Annotated in this window: 14 protein-coding genes; 5 read left to right on the top strand and 9 right to left on the bottom strand. The window is 71.3% G+C overall.

Going from position 1 to position 15,991, the window contains the following annotated elements; all coding sequences use genetic code 11:
- Positions 1-257: 257 nt before the first annotated feature.
- From ACZDYF_RS07570 to ctaE, 5 genes are all read right to left on the bottom strand, one after another.
- On the bottom strand, positions 258-884 hold the full coding sequence (locus ACZDYF_RS07570; RefSeq protein ID WP_129429624.1) for a superoxide dismutase: 627 nt from the start codon (positions 882-884) through the stop codon (positions 258-260).
- Positions 885-1,058: 174 nt separating this feature from the next.
- Positions 1,059-2,771, bottom strand: a complete 1,713-nt coding sequence (gene qcrB / locus ACZDYF_RS07565) for a cytochrome bc1 complex cytochrome b subunit (RefSeq protein WP_191792014.1) — start codon at positions 2,769-2,771, stop codon at positions 1,059-1,061.
- Positions 2,768-3,799, bottom strand: a complete 1,032-nt coding sequence (qcrA, locus tag ACZDYF_RS07560; protein ID WP_307824113.1) for a cytochrome bc1 complex Rieske iron-sulfur subunit — start codon at positions 3,797-3,799, stop codon at positions 2,768-2,770. The genes qcrB and qcrA overlap by 4 nt, the downstream gene beginning before the upstream one ends.
- Entirely contained in the window at positions 3,796-4,575 is a 780-nt protein-coding gene (qcrC, locus tag ACZDYF_RS07555; protein WP_191792015.1) for a cytochrome bc1 complex diheme cytochrome c subunit, read from the bottom strand. Before qcrC ends, qcrA begins: the two co-directional genes overlap by 4 nt.
- A gap of 81 nt (positions 4,576-4,656) precedes the next feature.
- A complete protein-coding gene (gene ctaE / locus ACZDYF_RS07550; RefSeq protein ID WP_191792016.1) occupies positions 4,657-5,307 on the bottom strand; it encodes an aa3-type cytochrome oxidase subunit III in 651 nt (216 codons plus the stop codon).
- A gap of 337 nt (positions 5,308-5,644) precedes the next feature.
- Between ctaE and ACZDYF_RS07545 the strand changes: the two genes are divergently transcribed.
- On the top strand, positions 5,645-6,100 hold the full coding sequence (locus ACZDYF_RS07545) for a hypothetical protein (protein WP_225227406.1): 456 nt from the start codon (positions 5,645-5,647) through the stop codon (positions 6,098-6,100).
- A gap of 86 nt (positions 6,101-6,186) precedes the next feature.
- Entirely contained in the window at positions 6,187-7,242 is a 1,056-nt protein-coding gene (trpD, locus tag ACZDYF_RS07540) for an anthranilate phosphoribosyltransferase (RefSeq protein WP_475055500.1), read from the top strand.
- A gap of 119 nt (positions 7,243-7,361) precedes the next feature.
- On the opposite strand, the gene ACZDYF_RS07535 is transcribed toward trpD, so the two are convergent.
- The gene (locus tag ACZDYF_RS07535) at positions 7,362-7,643 is read right to left on the bottom strand and encodes an Lrp/AsnC family transcriptional regulator (protein WP_138824253.1); all 282 of its coding nucleotides are present in this window, start codon (positions 7,641-7,643) and stop codon (positions 7,362-7,364) included.
- The gene (locus tag ACZDYF_RS07530; protein WP_191792017.1) at positions 7,637-9,487 is read right to left on the bottom strand and encodes a DEDD exonuclease domain-containing protein; all 1,851 of its coding nucleotides are present in this window, start codon (positions 9,485-9,487) and stop codon (positions 7,637-7,639) included. The genes ACZDYF_RS07535 and ACZDYF_RS07530 overlap by 7 nt, the downstream gene beginning before the upstream one ends.
- Positions 9,488-9,602: 115 nt before the next feature.
- On the opposite strand from ACZDYF_RS07530, the gene ACZDYF_RS07525 reads away from it, so the two are divergent.
- Positions 9,603-11,264 (top strand): NYN domain-containing protein, encoded by a 1,662-nt coding sequence (locus tag ACZDYF_RS07525; RefSeq protein WP_475055136.1) that lies wholly within the window; start codon positions 9,603-9,605, stop codon positions 11,262-11,264.
- A 135-nt stretch (positions 11,265-11,399) separates the two neighbouring features.
- Here ACZDYF_RS07525 and ACZDYF_RS07520 read toward each other — a convergent pair whose 3' ends face one another.
- Complete coding sequence (locus tag ACZDYF_RS07520; protein WP_475055134.1) at positions 11,400-13,211, bottom strand: AMP-dependent synthetase/ligase; 1,812 nt, start codon at positions 13,209-13,211, stop codon at positions 11,400-11,402.
- A gap of 261 nt (positions 13,212-13,472) precedes the next feature.
- On the opposite strand from ACZDYF_RS07520, the gene ACZDYF_RS07515 reads away from it, so the two are divergent.
- Complete coding sequence (locus tag ACZDYF_RS07515) at positions 13,473-14,420, top strand: ROK family glucokinase (RefSeq protein WP_475055132.1); 948 nt, start codon at positions 13,473-13,475, stop codon at positions 14,418-14,420.
- 129 nt (positions 14,421-14,549) lie between these two features.
- On the opposite strand, the gene ACZDYF_RS07510 is transcribed toward ACZDYF_RS07515, so the two are convergent.
- Complete coding sequence (locus tag ACZDYF_RS07510) at positions 14,550-15,125, bottom strand: hypothetical protein (RefSeq protein ID WP_204809145.1); 576 nt, start codon at positions 15,123-15,125, stop codon at positions 14,550-14,552.
- Between the two features lie 60 nt (positions 15,126-15,185).
- Here ACZDYF_RS07510 and ACZDYF_RS07505 point away from each other — a divergent pair, with 60 nt between their 5' ends.
- Complete coding sequence (locus ACZDYF_RS07505) at positions 15,186-15,977, top strand: lysophospholipid acyltransferase family protein (protein ID WP_475055130.1); 792 nt, start codon at positions 15,186-15,188, stop codon at positions 15,975-15,977.
- Positions 15,978-15,991 lie beyond the last annotated feature (14 nt).

The raw sequence follows: 15,991 nt of genomic DNA, 5'->3' as shown, positions 1-15,991 counted from the left end.
TGCGGTCGGGATCCCGTGAGTGCCACCACCCATGGTGCGTCCGGGCTGGGAGGCACGTGGTGGAGGCCGCCCGGTTCGTGCTCCAGGAGAAGCCCGTAGCGGCCTCGTGACGCACCGAGGTCTCCCGTCGCGAACGTGCCCCTTCCGTCGACCACGGCCATGGCCGGTCCTCCTCTCGCCGGCGCCCGTCACAGACGAAAGGGCCGCACAGACACCCCGAGAAGGGGTCTGTGCGGCCCGTGGGGCGACGCAGAGGGTCAGGCGGGGATGATGAGGCCTTCGCCCTGGGTGCGGGCGCGGGCAAGGCGCGCGTCGGCGTCGGCCCAGTTGACGAGGTTCCACCAGGCGGTGACGTAGTCGGCGCGCACGTTCTGGTAGTCGAGGTAGTAGGCGTGCTCCCAGACGTCGAGCAGGACGATCGGGACCAGGCCCAGGGCGATGTTGCCCTGCTGGTCGTAGAGCTGGACGATGATGAGCTTCTTGCCGAGGGTGTCCCAGGCGAGGATGGCCCAGCCCGAGCCCTGGACGCCTGCGGCGACGGCGGCGAAGTGCTTCTTGAACTTCTCGAACGAGCCGAAGTCCTCGGCGATGGCTGCGGCGATGTCGCCGGTGGGCTCGCCGCCGCCCTCGGGGGAGAGGTTGGTCCAGAACGCGGAGTGGTTGACGTGTCCGCCGAGGTTGAACGCGAGGTTCTTCTCGTGGAGGTTGACCGCGGCGAGGTCGCCGGAGTCGCGGGCCTCGGCGAGCTTCTCGAGTGCCGTGTTGGCGCCGGTCACGTAGGCCTGGTGGTGCTTGGAGTGGTGCAGCTCCATGATGCGGCCGGAGATGTGGGGCTCGAGTGCGCCGTAGTCGTACGACAGCTCGGGAAGGGTGTAGACAGCCATGCCGGTGTGCCTCCTGGATCGGTGCGCCGCACCGCGCAGGTGCGACATCTGTGGCGAAAGGTTCGGTCGGTGCGAACCGAGCGAACACGACACCCGTGGAACGCGAACGACCCGTGAGATGTTCCGGCGTGTGCCGGACCGTCTCACGGGTCGTTCTGCTCCGAGGGGAGCGGGTCAGTGCTTGGTGCTGCCGGTGTCGTCAGGGCTGACGATGTGGCTGCCGCCGCCGACCGCCGAGCCGGACTCCACGGCGGGCGTGGTGTCCGCGGCGCCGAGCGCGTCGTGCTCGCCGTGCGAGTGGGACGCGGCCACCTCCGAGGGGGTCACGGGCTCGACCCGGTCCTCGTAGAAGAAGCGCGACAGACGCTGCATCCGGCGGTCCTTCTTGTAGCCCTTGCGGCGGACACCGCGAGAGTCGGTCGCCGGCTCGATCTCCAGGGGAGCGTGCGCCGTGTAGTTCACACGGAGCCAGCGCTCCTGGTCGTCGAGCGGACGGTGGACCTCGATGTACTCACCGTGCGCGAAGCGCACGATGCGGCCGGTCTCGTGGCCGTGCAGGACGAGCTCGCGGTCCTTGCGCTGCAGCCCGAGGCAGATGCGCTTGGTGATCCAGAAAGCGATCACCGGGCCGACGAAGAGCAGCACCCGGAAGACCCACGTGATCGCGTTGATCGACAGGTGGAAGTGCGTCGCGATGAGGTCGTTCGACCCGGCGAGAGCCAGGATGATGAACGCCGTCAGGAAGCCGACACCCAGGCCTGTGCGGACCGGGACGTTGCGCGGACGGTCGAGCACGTGGTGCTCGCGCTTGTCCTTGGTCACGGCGGCCTCGAGGAACGGGTAGACCGCGAGGAACGTGAACAGCAGGCCCGGGATCACGACCGCAGGGATCAGGATGTTGAGCGAGAGCGTGTAGCCCGCGATCACGTACTCGGTCTGCCCGGGCATGAGTCGTAGCGAGCCCTCGAGGAACAGCATGTACCAGTCGGGCTGAGCACCGGCCGAGACGGGGGAGGGGTCGTACGGTCCGTAGTTCCAGACGTTGTTGATGGCCATCGTGGCGCCCATCGCGGCGATGACGCCGAACACCACGAAGAAGAAGCCACCGGCCTTGGCGACGTACACGGGGAACAGCGGGAAGCCGACCACGTTGGCGTTGGTGCGGCCGCCACCCGGGTACTGCGTGTGCTTGTGCAGCACGACGAAGAACAGGTGGAGGGCGACGAGCGCCAGGATCAGGCCCGGGACCACGAGGATGTGCAGCGTGAAGAGCCTCGGGATGATGTGCTCGCCCGGGAACTCGCCACCGAAGATGAAGTACGACATGTACGACCCGATGATCGGGATCGACTTGACGACGCCGTCGGTGATGCGCAGACCGTTGCCGGAGAGCACGTCGTCCGGGAGCGAGTAGCCCGTGAAGCCGGCGGCGAGCCCCAGGATCATCAGGAGGAACCCGACCATCCAGTTGAGCTCACGCGGCTTGCGGAACGCCCCGGTGAAGAAGACGCGCATCATGTGCGTCACGATCGCGGCCATGAAGAGCAGGGCCGACCAGTGGTGGATCTGACGCATCAGCAGACCGCCGCGCACCTCGAACGAGGTGTGCAGCGTCGAGGCGAAGGCCTCGGACATGAGCTGGCCGTTCATCGTGGCGGGCTCACCGTGGTACGTGACCAGGCCCATGCTCGGCACGAAGAACATCGTCAGGAAGAAGCCCGAGAGGATGAGGACGACGAACGAGTAGAGGGCGATCTCGCCCAGGAGGAACGACCAGTGGTCCGGGAAGACCTTGCGGGCGAACTCCTTGACGGCCCCGGCGATGCCGGTCCGCTGGTCCAGATAGTCTGCGGTCGCTTCAGCGGGTCCCGCGGTGCTGGTGCTCACTTGAGGCGCTCCCAGTAGCTCGGTCCGACGGGCTCCAGGAAGTCGCTCTGAGCGACCAGGTAGCCCTCGTCGTCAACGGTGATCGGCAGCTGAGGGAGCGGCCGCTTGGCGGGGCCGAAGACGACCTTGGCGCCGTCCGCGACGTCGAAGGTCGACTGGTGGCACGGGCACAGCAGGTGGTGCGTCTGCTGCTCGTAGAGCGCGACCGGGCACCCGACGTGGGTGCAGACCTTGGAGTAGGCGACGATGCCGTCGTACGACCAGTCCTTGCGGTCCTCGGCCTCCTTGAGGTCACGAGGGTCGAGACGGACCATCAGGACGATGGCCTTGGCCTTCTCGGAGATCCACTCGTGCGAGGTGCGCACCTCTTCCGGCACGTCGGGGATGACGTGGAAGGCGCTGCCGATCGTGACGTCCTCGGCCTTGATCGGGCGGCCCGAGGGGTCGAGCGCGAGGCGCATCTTGGGCTTCCAGAGCGTGTGGCGGAACTTGTTGACGTTCCAGTCTCCACCCACCTCGGCCACGAGGGGAACAGCGATCGCGAGCGGGAAGAGCGCGAGGGCGGTGACGACCGCGCCCTTGAGCACGCCACGACGGGCGATGCCCGAGTCCTGGGCACCCTCGGTCAGGGCCTGCACGGCCTCGGCGCGGACGGCGTCCGAGCTGCGCTGGGCGTGCCGCTCGTCGACGTGCTCGTGGTCCGACATGAGGGTCTTGGCCCAGTGGACCGCTGCGAGACCGATGCCGAGCAGCGAGAAGGCCAGGCCGAGACCGATGATCAGGTTGGCCGTGCGGATCCCCGCGATCGAGGTGTCGTCGGGCAGCGCGAAGAACGCGACCAGCATGCCGATGGTGCCGATGATCGAGATCGTGAAGAGGATCACGACCTGCTTCTCGGCACGCTTGGCGGCCTGGGGGTCACGGTCTGCCATCCGGCTCTTGTGAGCCGGGATACCCGGATCCTGGAAGCGGTCGAGCTCGCGCCCGTCCTGCTTGGTCAGGTCCGTCGAGTTCTGGTTGTCGCTCACGACGACTTCGCTCCGATCCACACAGCGGCGCCGATCAGCAGACCCATGCCCACGATCCACACCCAGAGGCCCTCGCTGACGGGGCCGAGAGAACCAAGGTCCAGCCCACCGGCGGAGCCCTCACGCTGCTCGACGAGGTACGCGATGACGTCGCGCTTCTCGTCGGGCGTGATGTTCATGTCGTTGAACACCGGCATGGACTGCGGGCCGGTCTGCATGGCCTGGTAGATGTTGCGCTCCGAGGTGTCCCACAGCGCGGGGGCGAACTTGCCCTCGGACAGGGCACCGCCGGCTCCGACGGCGTTGTGGCACATCGCGCAGTTGGTGCGGAAGACCGCAGCACCGTTCGACGGGTCTCCGAGCGCGGCGTCGACCTGCTCGTCCGTGGGGATCGCCGGGCCGGCGCCCAGGGAGGCGACGTACGCGGCGAGCTGCGCGGTCTGCTCCTCGTCGAACTGGCGCGGCTTCTGGATGGCCTGGGGGCCTTCCATCTGCATGGGCATACGACCCGTCGACACCTGGAAGTCGACAGCGGCCGCTCCCACGCCGACGAGGGACGGAACGGTGTCCGACCCCTCGGCGTTGGGGCCGTGGCAGGTGGCGCAGTTCGCCTGGAAAAGCTTCTGGCCTGTCTCGATGTCCTCGGTGCTGGCGGTGTCAGCGCTGGCTGGACTCGGGGCAAAGGCGGCGTAGACGCCGCCGGTGACCAGCAGCGCCAGCAGCAGCAGCACGACCGGTGCGAAGCGGTGGTGTCTGCGGGCGGCGAGTGCCTTCACGAAATGATCCTCGTCTCGCAAGTGGGGGGTGCAGGGGGCAGATGTGGTTGTCCGGGCATCGGTGCCGCGGGCGTCACCGCGTCAGCGGAGGATGTAGATCACGAAGAAGAGTGCGATCCACACGACGTCGACGAAGTGCCAGTAGTAGGACGTCACGATGCCGGTGGTGGCCTCGTGGTGCCCGAAGTTCTTGGCGGCGAAGGACCGACCGAGAAGGAACAGGAAGGCGATCAGACCACCCACGACGTGGAGTCCGTGGAAGCCCGTTGCCAGGAAGAAGACCGAGCCGTAGGGGTGCGACGAGATGGTGAGTCCCTCGTGCACGAGCTCGGCGTACTCGTAGACCTGACCGCCGATGAAGAACGCACCCATGAGGTACGTGAGCGTGATCCACTCGTTCATCCCCCACCGGTTGACCTGGAAGATCGATCCGGTGCGGACGGGCTGGAAACGCTCCGCCGCGAGGACACCCAGCTGGCACGTCACGGAGGACAGCACCAGCACCGACGTGTTGATCACGGCGAAGGGGATGTTGAGCTTCTCGGTCTGAGAAGCCCACTCCTCGGCGGGTATCACCGATCGTGCGGTGAAGTACATAGCGAACAGTCCAGCGAAGAACATGAGCTCGCTGGCCAGCCACACGATCGTCCCGACCGAGACAGGGTTCGGTCGGTTGACGCTCACGTGCTGGTGGGCGTGGGGGGCAGCCGTTGCGGTCGACACATCAGCCATTATGGCCGACGTGGGCGTGCTTTGGGCCACCGATCCGGGGGGTGGCGCGCGGCAAATCTCACAAAGTCTCCAGATTCTCCCACCAAGCCCTGCACTTCATGACGGATCACGGGGAAGTGCCATGAAACGGCGGGAATTCGGGGGTCGTGACCACGGCCTGGAACGCCCCTGTCCGTCGCGGCGCGCGAGGATGTCGCCCGGGCGTCCGACGTGCCAAGATGCCCAGGAGTGCTGTGCCTCCGGCTCGGCGATCGCGGTGGTCCACCACCGCACGACCGGCAGGCACGAGCAGGCTCGACCGGGAACCGGACGAGACCCGAACCAGAAGGAGGCGACGATGACGTCGACGACGAACGGCCTGACGACCACCACCACGGAGCAGGACGCGCTCTCCGAGGTCGGGCCGGTCCAGGCCGTGCGCGCGCCGCACATCCTGCTCTACAGCGACGACGTGACGGTGCGCGAGCAGGTGCGCCTCGCCGTCGGGCGTCGCGTGCGGGCGGGAGCTCCCGACATCGTCTGGAAGGAGGTCGCGACCTCCACCGCGGTCGTGGCCGCGGCCGACGCGGGCGGCTGGGACCTCCTGGTGCTCGACGGGGAGGCCGACAAGGCCGGCGGCATGGGCCTGTGCCGCCAGCTCAAGAACGAGATCTTCCGGTGCCCGCCGGTTCTGGTCCTCACCGGCAGGCCGCAGGACGGTTGGCTAGCATCGTGGTCGCTCGCCGACGAGGCCGTCCCCCGGCCGTTCGACGCCATCGAGCTGCAGCGAGCGATCGTCTCGCTGATCGAATGACCTCATGAAGGGCAGATCCCGTGACCACGACACCGGGCACTCCGGCAACCGTCCCGTCCGTCCTCGCACCCCAGGGCGCCTCCCTGGTGCCTGAGCAGACGGCGCCGTCGTGGCCGGGTCTCCTGTCCGAGCTCATCGCGGGTCGGGAGCTGACCCCGGAGCTGACGGCGTGGGCCATGGACATGGTGCTCTCGGGAGAGGTCAGCCCCGTGCGCCTCGCGGCCTTCCTCGTCGCGCTGCGCTCCAAGGGCGAGACCGTGGGCGAGCTGCGCGGCCTGGCCGACGCGATGCTCGCCCACGCGACCCGGTTCACGGTGCAGGGGCCGGCGGTGGACATCGTCGGGACCGGCGGCGACCGTGCGCACACGGTCAACGTCTCGACCATGGCCGCGGTCGTGATCGCCGGGACGGGCGTCCGCGTCGTCAAGCACGGCAACCGGGCCGCGTCGTCGTCGTCGGGCTCGGCCGACGTGCTCGAGGTCCTGGGCATCCGCCTCGACCAGTCCCCGGAGCGGGTCACGCAGCTGGTCGAGGAGGTCGGCATCACGTTCTGCTTCGCGCAGGTCTTCCACCCCTCGTTCCGGCACTCGGCGGTCGCGCGCAAGGAGCTCGGGATCCCGACGGCGTTCAACTTCCTGGGGCCTCTGACGAACCCCGCGCAGCCCGCCGCGACGGCCGTCGGGGTCGCCGACGCGCGCATGGCCCCGCTCGTGGCCGGTGTCTTCGCGTCGCGCGGCACCTCGGCCCTGGTGTTCCGGGGGGACGACGGGCTCGACGAGCTCGCGGCGACCGGCACGTCGACGGTGTGGGAGGTGCGCGACGGCTCCGTCACGACCAGCTCGCTCGACGCCGCGGCCGAGCTGGGCCTGCAGCGGATCACGGTCGAGGACCTGCGGGGGGCCGACGCGAGGTTCAACGCCGAGGTCGCACGACGCGTCCTGGCGGGCGAGGCCGGGCCCGTGCGGGAGACGGTGCTGCTCAACGCCGCGGCCGCACTGGTCGCGGACGCGAGCCTGCCCGGCACCGCCGAGGGGACGCTCGTCGAGCGTCTGCGCGCGGGCATGGCCCACGCGGCGACGAGCGTCGACTCGGGTGCGGCGGCGGGCGTGCTGGGTCGCTGGGTCGCCGCCTCGACACGATGACGACACACGCTCGGCGCCCCGGGTGACGGGGCGCCGACGGGCACCTGTGGGTGGCGGGCGGCGACGACGAGGGCGGGGCGCGGACGGGGGACCGTCCACGCCCCGCCCTCGTGCAGTGGTCAGTCGTCGAGCCCCAGGGCGAACGCCTGCTCGAGGTCGACGTCGGAGTAGGCGCGGAACGCGATGAACGTCTCGGTGCGCAGCACGCCCTCGATCTTGCTGACCCGGTCGGCGATCACGTCGGCGAGGTCGTCGTGCTCCTTGACGCGGACCATGGCGACGAGGTCGGCCTTCCCGGTGACCGAGTAGACCTCGCTGACACCGCGGAGCGAGGCGACCTGCGAGGCCACCTCGGGGATGAGGTTCGGTTCGGTGTCGATCAGCACGATCGCGGTCAGCATGGGTCCTCCGTCGGGTCCGAGGCGCGGGGCTCGTCGTTCGACGAACCGGGGTCCAATCTAGCCTCGACGTGCTGGGCGACGCGCTGCGCGGTGCGGTCGCGGTCCGCGAAGGCGCGCGCCGAGCGGACGGGCCAGGCGAGCGGGTGCGTCACGTCGACGAGCCGGACGCCGGGCTGCTCGAGCCAGCCGAGCACGAGCTCGGCCTCGTGCGGGTGGCACGCGGGCGCGGGGGCGACGGGCGGCGCGACCTCCTCGGCCGTCGCGACGAGGGCCTCGATCGTGGGCCACGGGTCGGCCCCCGGGGCTGAGACCCCGGTCGCCGCGAGGCGGGCGTGGCGCACCACGACGATCTCCCACCCGCCCCGGTCGAGGGGCTTGGCCGCCACGAGCTCGGCGCACTCCGCGAGCGGCCCGAGCCGTTGCGCGCGTCCCGCCCCGAGCAGGAACGCCTCGAGGCGGGCGGTGACCTCGGCGGCCTGCTCGTAGCGTTCGTCGGCGGCGAGCGCGGCGATCCGCGCCGTCAGGGGGTCGACGACGTCGCTCGGGTCCGCGAGCAGCGTCCGGCGGGCGCGTCCCACCACGGCGGGGTAGCCCTGCGGCTCCTGTGCCGTCGTGCAGGGCGCACCGCACCGTCCCATCTCGGCCAGCGCGCACGCGCTGGCCCCCGGGGAGGGCAGCAGCGGCAGGCGGGGCGTGCACTGGCGCAGGGGGAGCGCGTCGTGCAGCGCGTCGATCGCCTGCTGGGCCTGGCGCCGTGACGAGTAGGGGCCGATGTGCGCGGCGTCGGGCCTGACGTCCTGGACGATCGAGAGCCGCGGGTGGTGCTCGCGCGTCAGGCGCACCCAGCTCATGCGCTCGGGGAACTTGGAGCGACGGTTGTAGCGGGGCGAGTGCTCGGCGATGAGCCGCAGCTCGCGCACCTGGGCCTCGAGCACGGTCGCGCACACCACGGGCGTCACGGCGTGCGCGATGCGCACCATCTCGGTCATCCGGCTGCGCTTCTCGGCGGCCGTGAAGTAGCTGCGGACCCGGCGGCGGATCGAGGTGGAGGTGCCCACGTACAGGACCTCCTCGCCCGGTCCGCGGAACAGGTAGACCCCGGGGGCGTCGGGCAGGCCGTCGGCGAGCGTGCGCTTGCGCCGCACGTCCGGCGGGACGGGGTCCGTCGCGGTCGCGAGGTCCTCGAGGTGCGTGATGCCGAACGGGGCGAGCCGTTCGAGCAGGGCGTGCAGGACGTCGACCGTGGCGCGCGCGTCGGCCAGCGCCCGGTGCTCGGGCGTCACGGCCGCGTGGAAGAGCGCGGCGAGCGTCGAGAGCTTGTGGTTGGGGGCCTCGTCGCGGGTCACGACCCGACGGGCGAGGGGGACGGTGTCGAGGACCTGGTTGCCCGGCCAGTCGTAGCCCGCGTCGCGCGCGGCAGCCTTGAGGAAGCCGATGTCGAACGGTGCGTTGTGCGCGACCAGGACCGCTCCCCGGGAGAACTCGAGGAACGAGGGCAGCACGGCCTGGATCGGGGGCGCGGTCGCGACCATCGCGGTGCTGATCCCGGTCAGGCGGGCGATGAACGCCGGGACGGGGGTGCCGGGGTTGACGAGGGTCTGGAACTCACCGAGGACCTCCCCGCCACGGACCTTGACCGCGCCGATCTCCGTGATGCCCGACGAGGCGGGCGAGCCGCCCGTCGTCTCGAGGTCCACGACCACGAACGTGACGTCCTGCAGGGGGGTGCCCAGCTCGTCGAGGCCGAGCTGGACGGGGATGCTCCCGGGGACGACGTCGGGGGTGAACGAACGGACCGAGAGCTGCGGGGGAGCGGCCGAGGCTGCGGCGGTCGGGGACGACATGGGCCCGAACGTACCCGGGGGCACCGACACGGTCGGTGGCGGCCGCGCGGGACGCGGTGCACGCCCGCGCCGCGCCGTCAGGACCCGACGCCCCGTTCGCCCGTAGTGTTGACCCATGGATGGGACGAGTCGGGACAACAAGGACGCCGTGCCGCGCTCGGTCGAGATCCTGGGTGCGTCCGCGGGGTCGTCTCCGGAGGGTGACGTCGCACGTCCGCCGGTCCCGCCCGAGGTCCGCACCCAGCTCCTCGAGCTGGCCGCGCGCGTCCTGGGCGCGTGGGACCCCGCGACCGTCCCGGTCGCGCTGCGCCGCGTCAGGACGTTCGCGCCGCGCCGGCGCGCGGCGTCCGGAGCGGTGCCGCTCTGGCAGGCGCTCGAGACGAGCCCGTCCTTCCGGTCCGCGGTCGCGGCCGCGTGGAGCGCCGCGCACCCGTCCGAGGCGCGCGAGCTCGTGCCCGACGGCGCCGCGACCACCGCGACGACCGGCCCCGACACGTCGGCCGGGCCGGGCGACGACGAGCGGGCCCCCGGCTCGGGCGCCGTCTCGCTCGACAGGGGGACCGAGCCCCTGGTCGCCTCCGCGGAGCCGGCGAGCGCGACGCGGACCGTGCGCGAGGTGCCCGCTCCGGCGCCCGGCGCCGCTCCCGACCGCACGTCCGCCCGCGAGGCGAGAGGCGCCGTCGGGCAGGGCGGGGAGCCCGTCTCCACGGCCGAGACCGCCCGCGGCGGGGCGGAACGCGCTCTGGATCTCGCCGTCGGCGCGTTCCTGCTGCGTCCCGACGGCTGGGAGGACTACCTCGACCGGGCGCTCCAGGACGCTCAGGAGCGCGAGCAGGAGCAGCGCCGGGCCCAGGAGGCCGAACGGGCCGTGACCGAGCGCGACAGGGCCCTTGCCGAGCTCGACGCGGCCAGGCAGGCCGCGGCCGCCGACCGTGCCGCGCTCGAGGAGGCCCGTGCGGAGCTCGCGACCCTGCGTCGTACCGAGCGCAGGCTGCGCTCGGACGCCGACCGTGCCCGCTCCGAGGCGCGCGCCGCCCGCGCCGAGGCCGACGCGCGGACGCAGGCCGCCGAGGCGCTCGCCACCCAGGCCGCCGCCGAGCGGCGCGAGGCCGCGGTCGCGCTCGAACGCGCCCACGCTGCCCGCGACGAGGCCCGCACGCTCACGCATACCGGGGCCGAGCTCGCCAACGCTCGGGCGCGACTGCTGCTGGAGACGGTCGTCGACGCGGCGGTGGGGCTCCGCCGAGAGCTCGGGATCCCCCCGACCACGCTGCGGCCCGGCGACACCGTGGCTCCCCTCGAGGTCGACGCCGCTGGCCACGGCGCGGGCAGCACGACGCGACCGGGCTCGCGCGGGCGTGCGGGTGACGACCCGGCGCTGCTCGACGACGTGCTCGCCGTGCCCCAGATGCACCTGATCGTCGACGGGTACAACGTCAGCAAGACGGGTTTCGGGACGCTCACGCTCGCGCAGCAGAGACGCCGTCTCGTCGACGGGCTCGTCCGCATCGCCTCGCGCACGGGCGCCGAGGTCACGTGCTGCTTCGACGGCCAGGAGCTGGGCCACATGCCGCCCGCGAGCACGCGCGGGGTCCGGGTCCTGTTCTCGTCGGGGGAGATCGCCGACCACCTCATCCGGCGCCTGGTCGCCGCAGAGCCCGAGGGGCGGCCCGTGGCCGTCGTCACGAGCGACCGCGAGGTCGCCGACGACGTCCAGGCCATGGGCGCGGTGGCGATCGGCTCGCCCGCGCTCGTCGGGCGGCTCGCGCGGCTCTGACGGGTCGGCGGGCGCGTCACCGTCGGCAGGCGGGTGCGTCACCGTCGGCGGGCGGGTCGAGAAGCGACGACGGCCGGCCCCCTGGTGGGGACCGGCCGTCGTGCCCGTCGTGCGGGCGTCTCAGGTCACGTCAGATCACTGCGCGGGCAAGCCCGAGTAGATCGCGTCGACCTCGACCGAGAAGTCCTTGAGCACGACGTTGCGCTTGACCTTGAGCGACGGCGTCAGGTAGCCGTTCTCGACCGTGAAGTCCGTGGCCAGGATGGTGAACTTGCGGATCGACTCGGCGCGCGAGACGGCCTTGTTGGCGCGGTCCACCGCGGTGTCGAGCGCCGCGAGGACGTCGACGTCGAGCGCCGCGGCGTCGACGCTCATGGGTTCCTTGCCGTGCATCGCGAGCCAGCCGGGCAGGCCCTCGGGGTCGAGCGTCACGAGGGCGCCGATGAACGGCTGTCCGTCCCCGACGACGACGCACTGGCTCACGAGCGCGTGCGCGCGGATGCGGTCCTCGAGCACGGCGGGGGCGACGTTCTTGCCGCCCGCGGTCACGATGATCTCCTTCTTGCGCCCCGTGATGCGCAGGAAGCCGTCCTCGTCGAGCGAGCCCAGGTCGCCCGTGCGGAACCAACCGTCGATGAACGCGTCGGCCGTGGCCTGCGGGTTGTTGTGGTAGCCCCGGAAGACGTGGTGGCCCTGGAGGAGGATCTCGCCGTCCTCCGCGATCTTCGCGCCGCAGCCGGGGAGCTGGGGGCCGACGGTCCCGATCTTGGTCGCCGTGGGGCGGTTGACCGATGTCGGGGCCGTGGACTCGGTCAGGCCGTAGCCCTCGAGGATGCGAACGCCGATGCCGCGGTAGAAGTGGCCCAGTCGCTCGCCGAGCGGTGCGCCGCCCGAGACGGCCCACTTGGTCTGTCCGCCGAGGGCTGCGCGGAGCTTCTTGTAGACGAGCGCGTCGGCGACCTTGTGCTGGATCTTGAGCCCGAGGCCCGGCCCCTTGGGGTCGTCGAGCGCGCGCGACCAGGCGATCGCGGTCGCGGCGGCCCAGTGGAAGATCTTGACCTTGCCGCCAGCGGCTGCCTTCTGCTCCGAGGAGTTGTAGACCTTCTCGAACACGCGGGGCACCGAGAGGATGTACGTCGGCTTGAACTCGCCGAGGTCCTCGAGGAGGGTCTTGGTGTCGGGGGTGTGGCCGAGCACCGTGCCACCCGCGACCACGAGCACGCCGATGAAGCGCGCGAACACGTGCGCGAGCGGCATGAAGAGCAGCGTCCGGCCGTTGGCCTCGGCGAAGACCTCGGGCAGGGCCTCGACCGCGTTGACGGTCAGCGAGTAGAAGTTCTCGTGCGTGAGCTCGGCGCCCTTGGGGCGGCCGGTCGTGCCCGAGGTGTAGATGATGGTCGCGACGTCCGCGAGGTTCGCGAGGCCCCGGCGGCGGGCGATCTCGTCGTCGGTGACGTCCTTGCCCGCCTCCTTGAGCGCGGCGATCCCGCCGTCGTCGATGACGAACACGTCGCGGAGCCCAGGGGCCTGGTCGCGGACCTCGGCGACGGTCGCGGCGTTCGCGGCGGACTCCACGACGAGCAGCTTGACGCCCGCGTCGGAGAGGATCCACTGGACCTGCTCGGCGCTCGAGGTCTCGTACAGGGGCACGGGGACGGCGCCCGCCGCCCAGGTCGCCCAGTCGAGCAGCGTCCACTCGTAGCGCGTGCGGGACATGATGCCGACGTGGTCGCCGGGCTCGATGCCCAGCGCGACGAGGCCCTTGGCCACGGAGACGACGTCGGTGTCGACCTCCCGCGCCGAGAGGGTCTTCCAGGGGGCGCCCGGCCCGCTCTTGACCTCGATCATGGGGAGGTCTGGCCCGGCGGCGACGCGGGTAGCGAAGAGGTCGTTGAGGTTGTCGAGAGGATCGACATCGATGATGCGCGGTGCGCTGAACTCGTCCATGCTGGCTCCAGTGGCAGAAGTCGACGGTGTGAGAACAGTACCCACAGGTCGCAAGTGTCGTTGACCGCCTCCGAGTCGGTACTCTTCATGGTGCTGTGCGCTGTTGCGCAAGATTTCAGGCCGTACCTGGGTGAAGACCGGGAGCGACCGGACTTCGGAGCCGACGGACGTACGCAGAACCGATGCCGAGGCGGTGCACAACCGTTACCGGCTGGTGTTCTCATCGGGAGTTCCAGACCGCTACGTGAGTGAGGACCTGACATGCATGCCATCGGAGTCGACATCGGCGGAACGAAGATCGCCGCGGGTGTGGTCGACGAGAACGGCACGATCCTCGCGCAGACGCGTCGCGACACCGAGCCCGACGACGTCGCGAGCATCGACGCGGCGGTCGCGGACGTCTACGCGGAGCTGTCCAAGGAGTTCCAGGTCGGGGCCATGGGCCTGGCCGCTGCCGGCTTCGTGAGCCCTGACCGCACGTCGGTCCTCTTCGCCCCCAACATCGCGTGGCGCGAGTACCCGCTCGCCGACAAGGTCCGCACGCTGATCGGCGACGACGACGTCAAGATCGTCGTCGAGAACGACGCCAACGCCGCCGGCTGGGCCGAGTTCGCGTTCGGCGCCGGCCGCGACGCCTCCGACATGCTCATGCTCACCGTCGGCACGGGGCTGGGCGGCGCGATCATCGTCGACCGCAAGCTCGTGCGCGGGCGCTGGGGCGTGGCGGCCGAGGTCGGCCACATGCGCGTCGTCCCCGGCGGCCACTACTGCGGCTGCGGCCACGAGGGCTGCTGGGAGCAGTACGCCTCCGGGAGCGCTCTCGTGCGCGACGGCCAGGCCGCGCTCATCGCCCAGCCCGACCGTGCGGGTGCCCTCCTCGAGCTCGCGGGCGGCGACCCGTCCAAGCTCAACGGTCCCCAGATCACGCAGGCCGCGCAGGCGGGCGACGAGCTCGCGATCGAGCTGCTCGCGACCCTGGGCCGCTGGATCGGCGAGGGGGCCGCGTCGGTCACGGCGCTGCTCGACCCCGAGCTCATCGTGATCGGCGGCGGCGTGGGTGCGGCGGGCGACCTGCTGCTCCAGCCGGTCCGCAAGGCCTTCGCGGACCAGCTCTCGGCCCGCGGGCACCGTCCCGAGGCGCAGATCGACCTCGCCCAGCAGGGCAACGAGGCCGGCATCGTCGGCGCGGCGGACCTCGCCCGCAGCTAGTCGCCCCGCCCGGCCACGGCCCCGCCCTCCACGTGAGGCCGGGGCCGTGCTGCGCGCGGGGAGCGACGTCGTCGGGCAGGGCAGGGCGTCCCGCCGGTCGCGCCGCTCGGGCCCGACGGCGCCGCACCCTCAGACGACGGCGCCCGGACCCGCGTGGTCGTCCTCGCGACGGTGCGGCATGCGCCAGAGCAGCACGGCCAGGCCGGCGAGGAAGAGCCCGCCCGCGACCTGCGCGACGATCGTCGGGAAAGGTCGGAGCACGACCATGCCGACGAGCAGCAGGACCGGGATGCCCGCGACGAGGCCCCAGGCCATGGTCATGAGCGGGTCGCGTCCCATCCCGATCTCGGGGTCCGGGGGAGTGAAGTGGCTCTCGGCGTCCTCGAGGTCCTCGACCTCGGGCGTCGTCGGCCAGTCCCGAGGCCCCGGAGCCTGGACCCAGGGGGCGACGGGGAAGGTCTCGTGCAGGTCGCGCGGACCGGAGGGCGCCGTACGGTCCGTGCCGGCGGCGGACTCCGCGGCTGCGGACTCCGCCGCTGCGGACACGTCCGAGAGGTCCGCGACGATGTCGGCCCAGCGGGCATCGACGTCGGGAAGGTCGTCGTGGGGAGTGCTCGACCCGTCGGTCGATCCACCGTCGGTCGGGTCGGTCGCGTCGTCCTTCCCGTCGTTCTCACCCTGCGGTCCTGCATTCGGTGCGGCCATGGGGTTCACTCTAGAGTCGGAAGAGCGCCTCGTGTTCGCGAGGGCCACCAAGGAGGAACGTTGTTCTACTGGTTCATGAAGCAGGTGATGGTCGGCCCCCTGCTCCGGCTGCTCTACCGTCCGTGGACGCGCGGTATCGAGAACGTCCCTGACGAGGGCGGCGCGATCCTCGCGAGCAACCACCTCGCGGTCATCGACTCGTTCATCCTGCCTCTCGTGCTGAACCGCAAGGTGCAGTTCCTCGGCAAGTCTGACTACTTCACGGGCAAGGGCATCAAAGGGCGTCTGACGGCCGGGTTCATGCGCGGCGTGGGGACCATCCCGGTGGACCGCGCGGGCGGCAAGGCCAGCGAGGCCGCGCTCACCACGGGCCTGCGCGTCCTCGGCGAGGGCGAGCTGTTCGGCATCTACCCCGAGGGCACGCGCAGCCCCGACGGGCGCCTGTACCGCGGCAAGACCGGCGTGGCGCGGCTCGCGCTCGAGTCCGGAGCGCCCGTGGTCCCCGTCGCGATGATCGGCACCAACATCGCACAGCCCATCGGCAAGGTCATCCCCAAGCCCATGCGTATCGGGATCGTGGTCGGCGAGCCGCTCGACTTCAGCCGCTACCAGGGCATGGAGAACGACCGCTTCATCCTGCGCTCGGTCGCCGACGAGATCATGTACGCGATCATGAGCCTGTCGGGCCAGGAGTACGTCGACATCTACGCCGCGACGGCCAAGGCGCGCCTCGCCGCCGGGCCCGCCGCTACCACACCCCCGGCCTCGCCCGCAGCCCCTGGTGGCAGGCCGGTCCCGGACGTCCAGGTTCCGGAACCGCCGCAGGAAGAGCCCGCGCCGTCAGTAGACTGAGGGAGCAGGCCGTC

It is taken from the genome of Oerskovia sp. PE-21s (assembly GCF_056158145.1).
The sequence above is the reverse complement of the archived record's forward strand: the minus strand, read 5'-3'. Positions and strand labels throughout refer to the sequence as shown.

Excerpts from the sequence above, each read along its gene's own strand:
- ACZDYF_RS07570 (WP_129429624.1), bottom strand. The coding sequence starts at position 884 with ATGGCTGTCTACACCCTTCCCGAGCTGTCGTACGACTACGGCGCACTC.
- ctaE (WP_191792016.1), bottom strand. The coding sequence starts at position 5,307 with ATGGCTGATGTGTCGACCGCAACGGCTGCCCCCCACGCCCACCAGCAC.
- ACZDYF_RS07545 (WP_225227406.1), top strand. The coding sequence starts at position 5,645 with ATGACGTCGACGACGAACGGCCTGACGACCACCACCACGGAGCAGGAC.
- ACZDYF_RS07535 (WP_138824253.1), bottom strand. The coding sequence starts at position 7,643 with ATGCTGACCGCGATCGTGCTGATCGACACCGAACCGAACCTCATCCCC.
- ACZDYF_RS07530 (WP_191792017.1), bottom strand. The coding sequence starts at position 9,487 with ATGTCGTCCCCGACCGCCGCAGCCTCGGCCGCTCCCCCGCAGCTCTCG.
- ACZDYF_RS07525 (WP_475055136.1), top strand. The coding sequence starts at position 9,603 with ATGGATGGGACGAGTCGGGACAACAAGGACGCCGTGCCGCGCTCGGTC.
- ACZDYF_RS07520 (WP_475055134.1), bottom strand. The coding sequence starts at position 13,211 with ATGGACGAGTTCAGCGCACCGCGCATCATCGATGTCGATCCTCTCGAC.
- ACZDYF_RS07515 (WP_475055132.1), top strand. The coding sequence starts at position 13,473 with ATGCATGCCATCGGAGTCGACATCGGCGGAACGAAGATCGCCGCGGGT.
- ACZDYF_RS07510 (WP_204809145.1), bottom strand. The coding sequence starts at position 15,125 with ATGGCCGCACCGAATGCAGGACCGCAGGGTGAGAACGACGGGAAGGAC.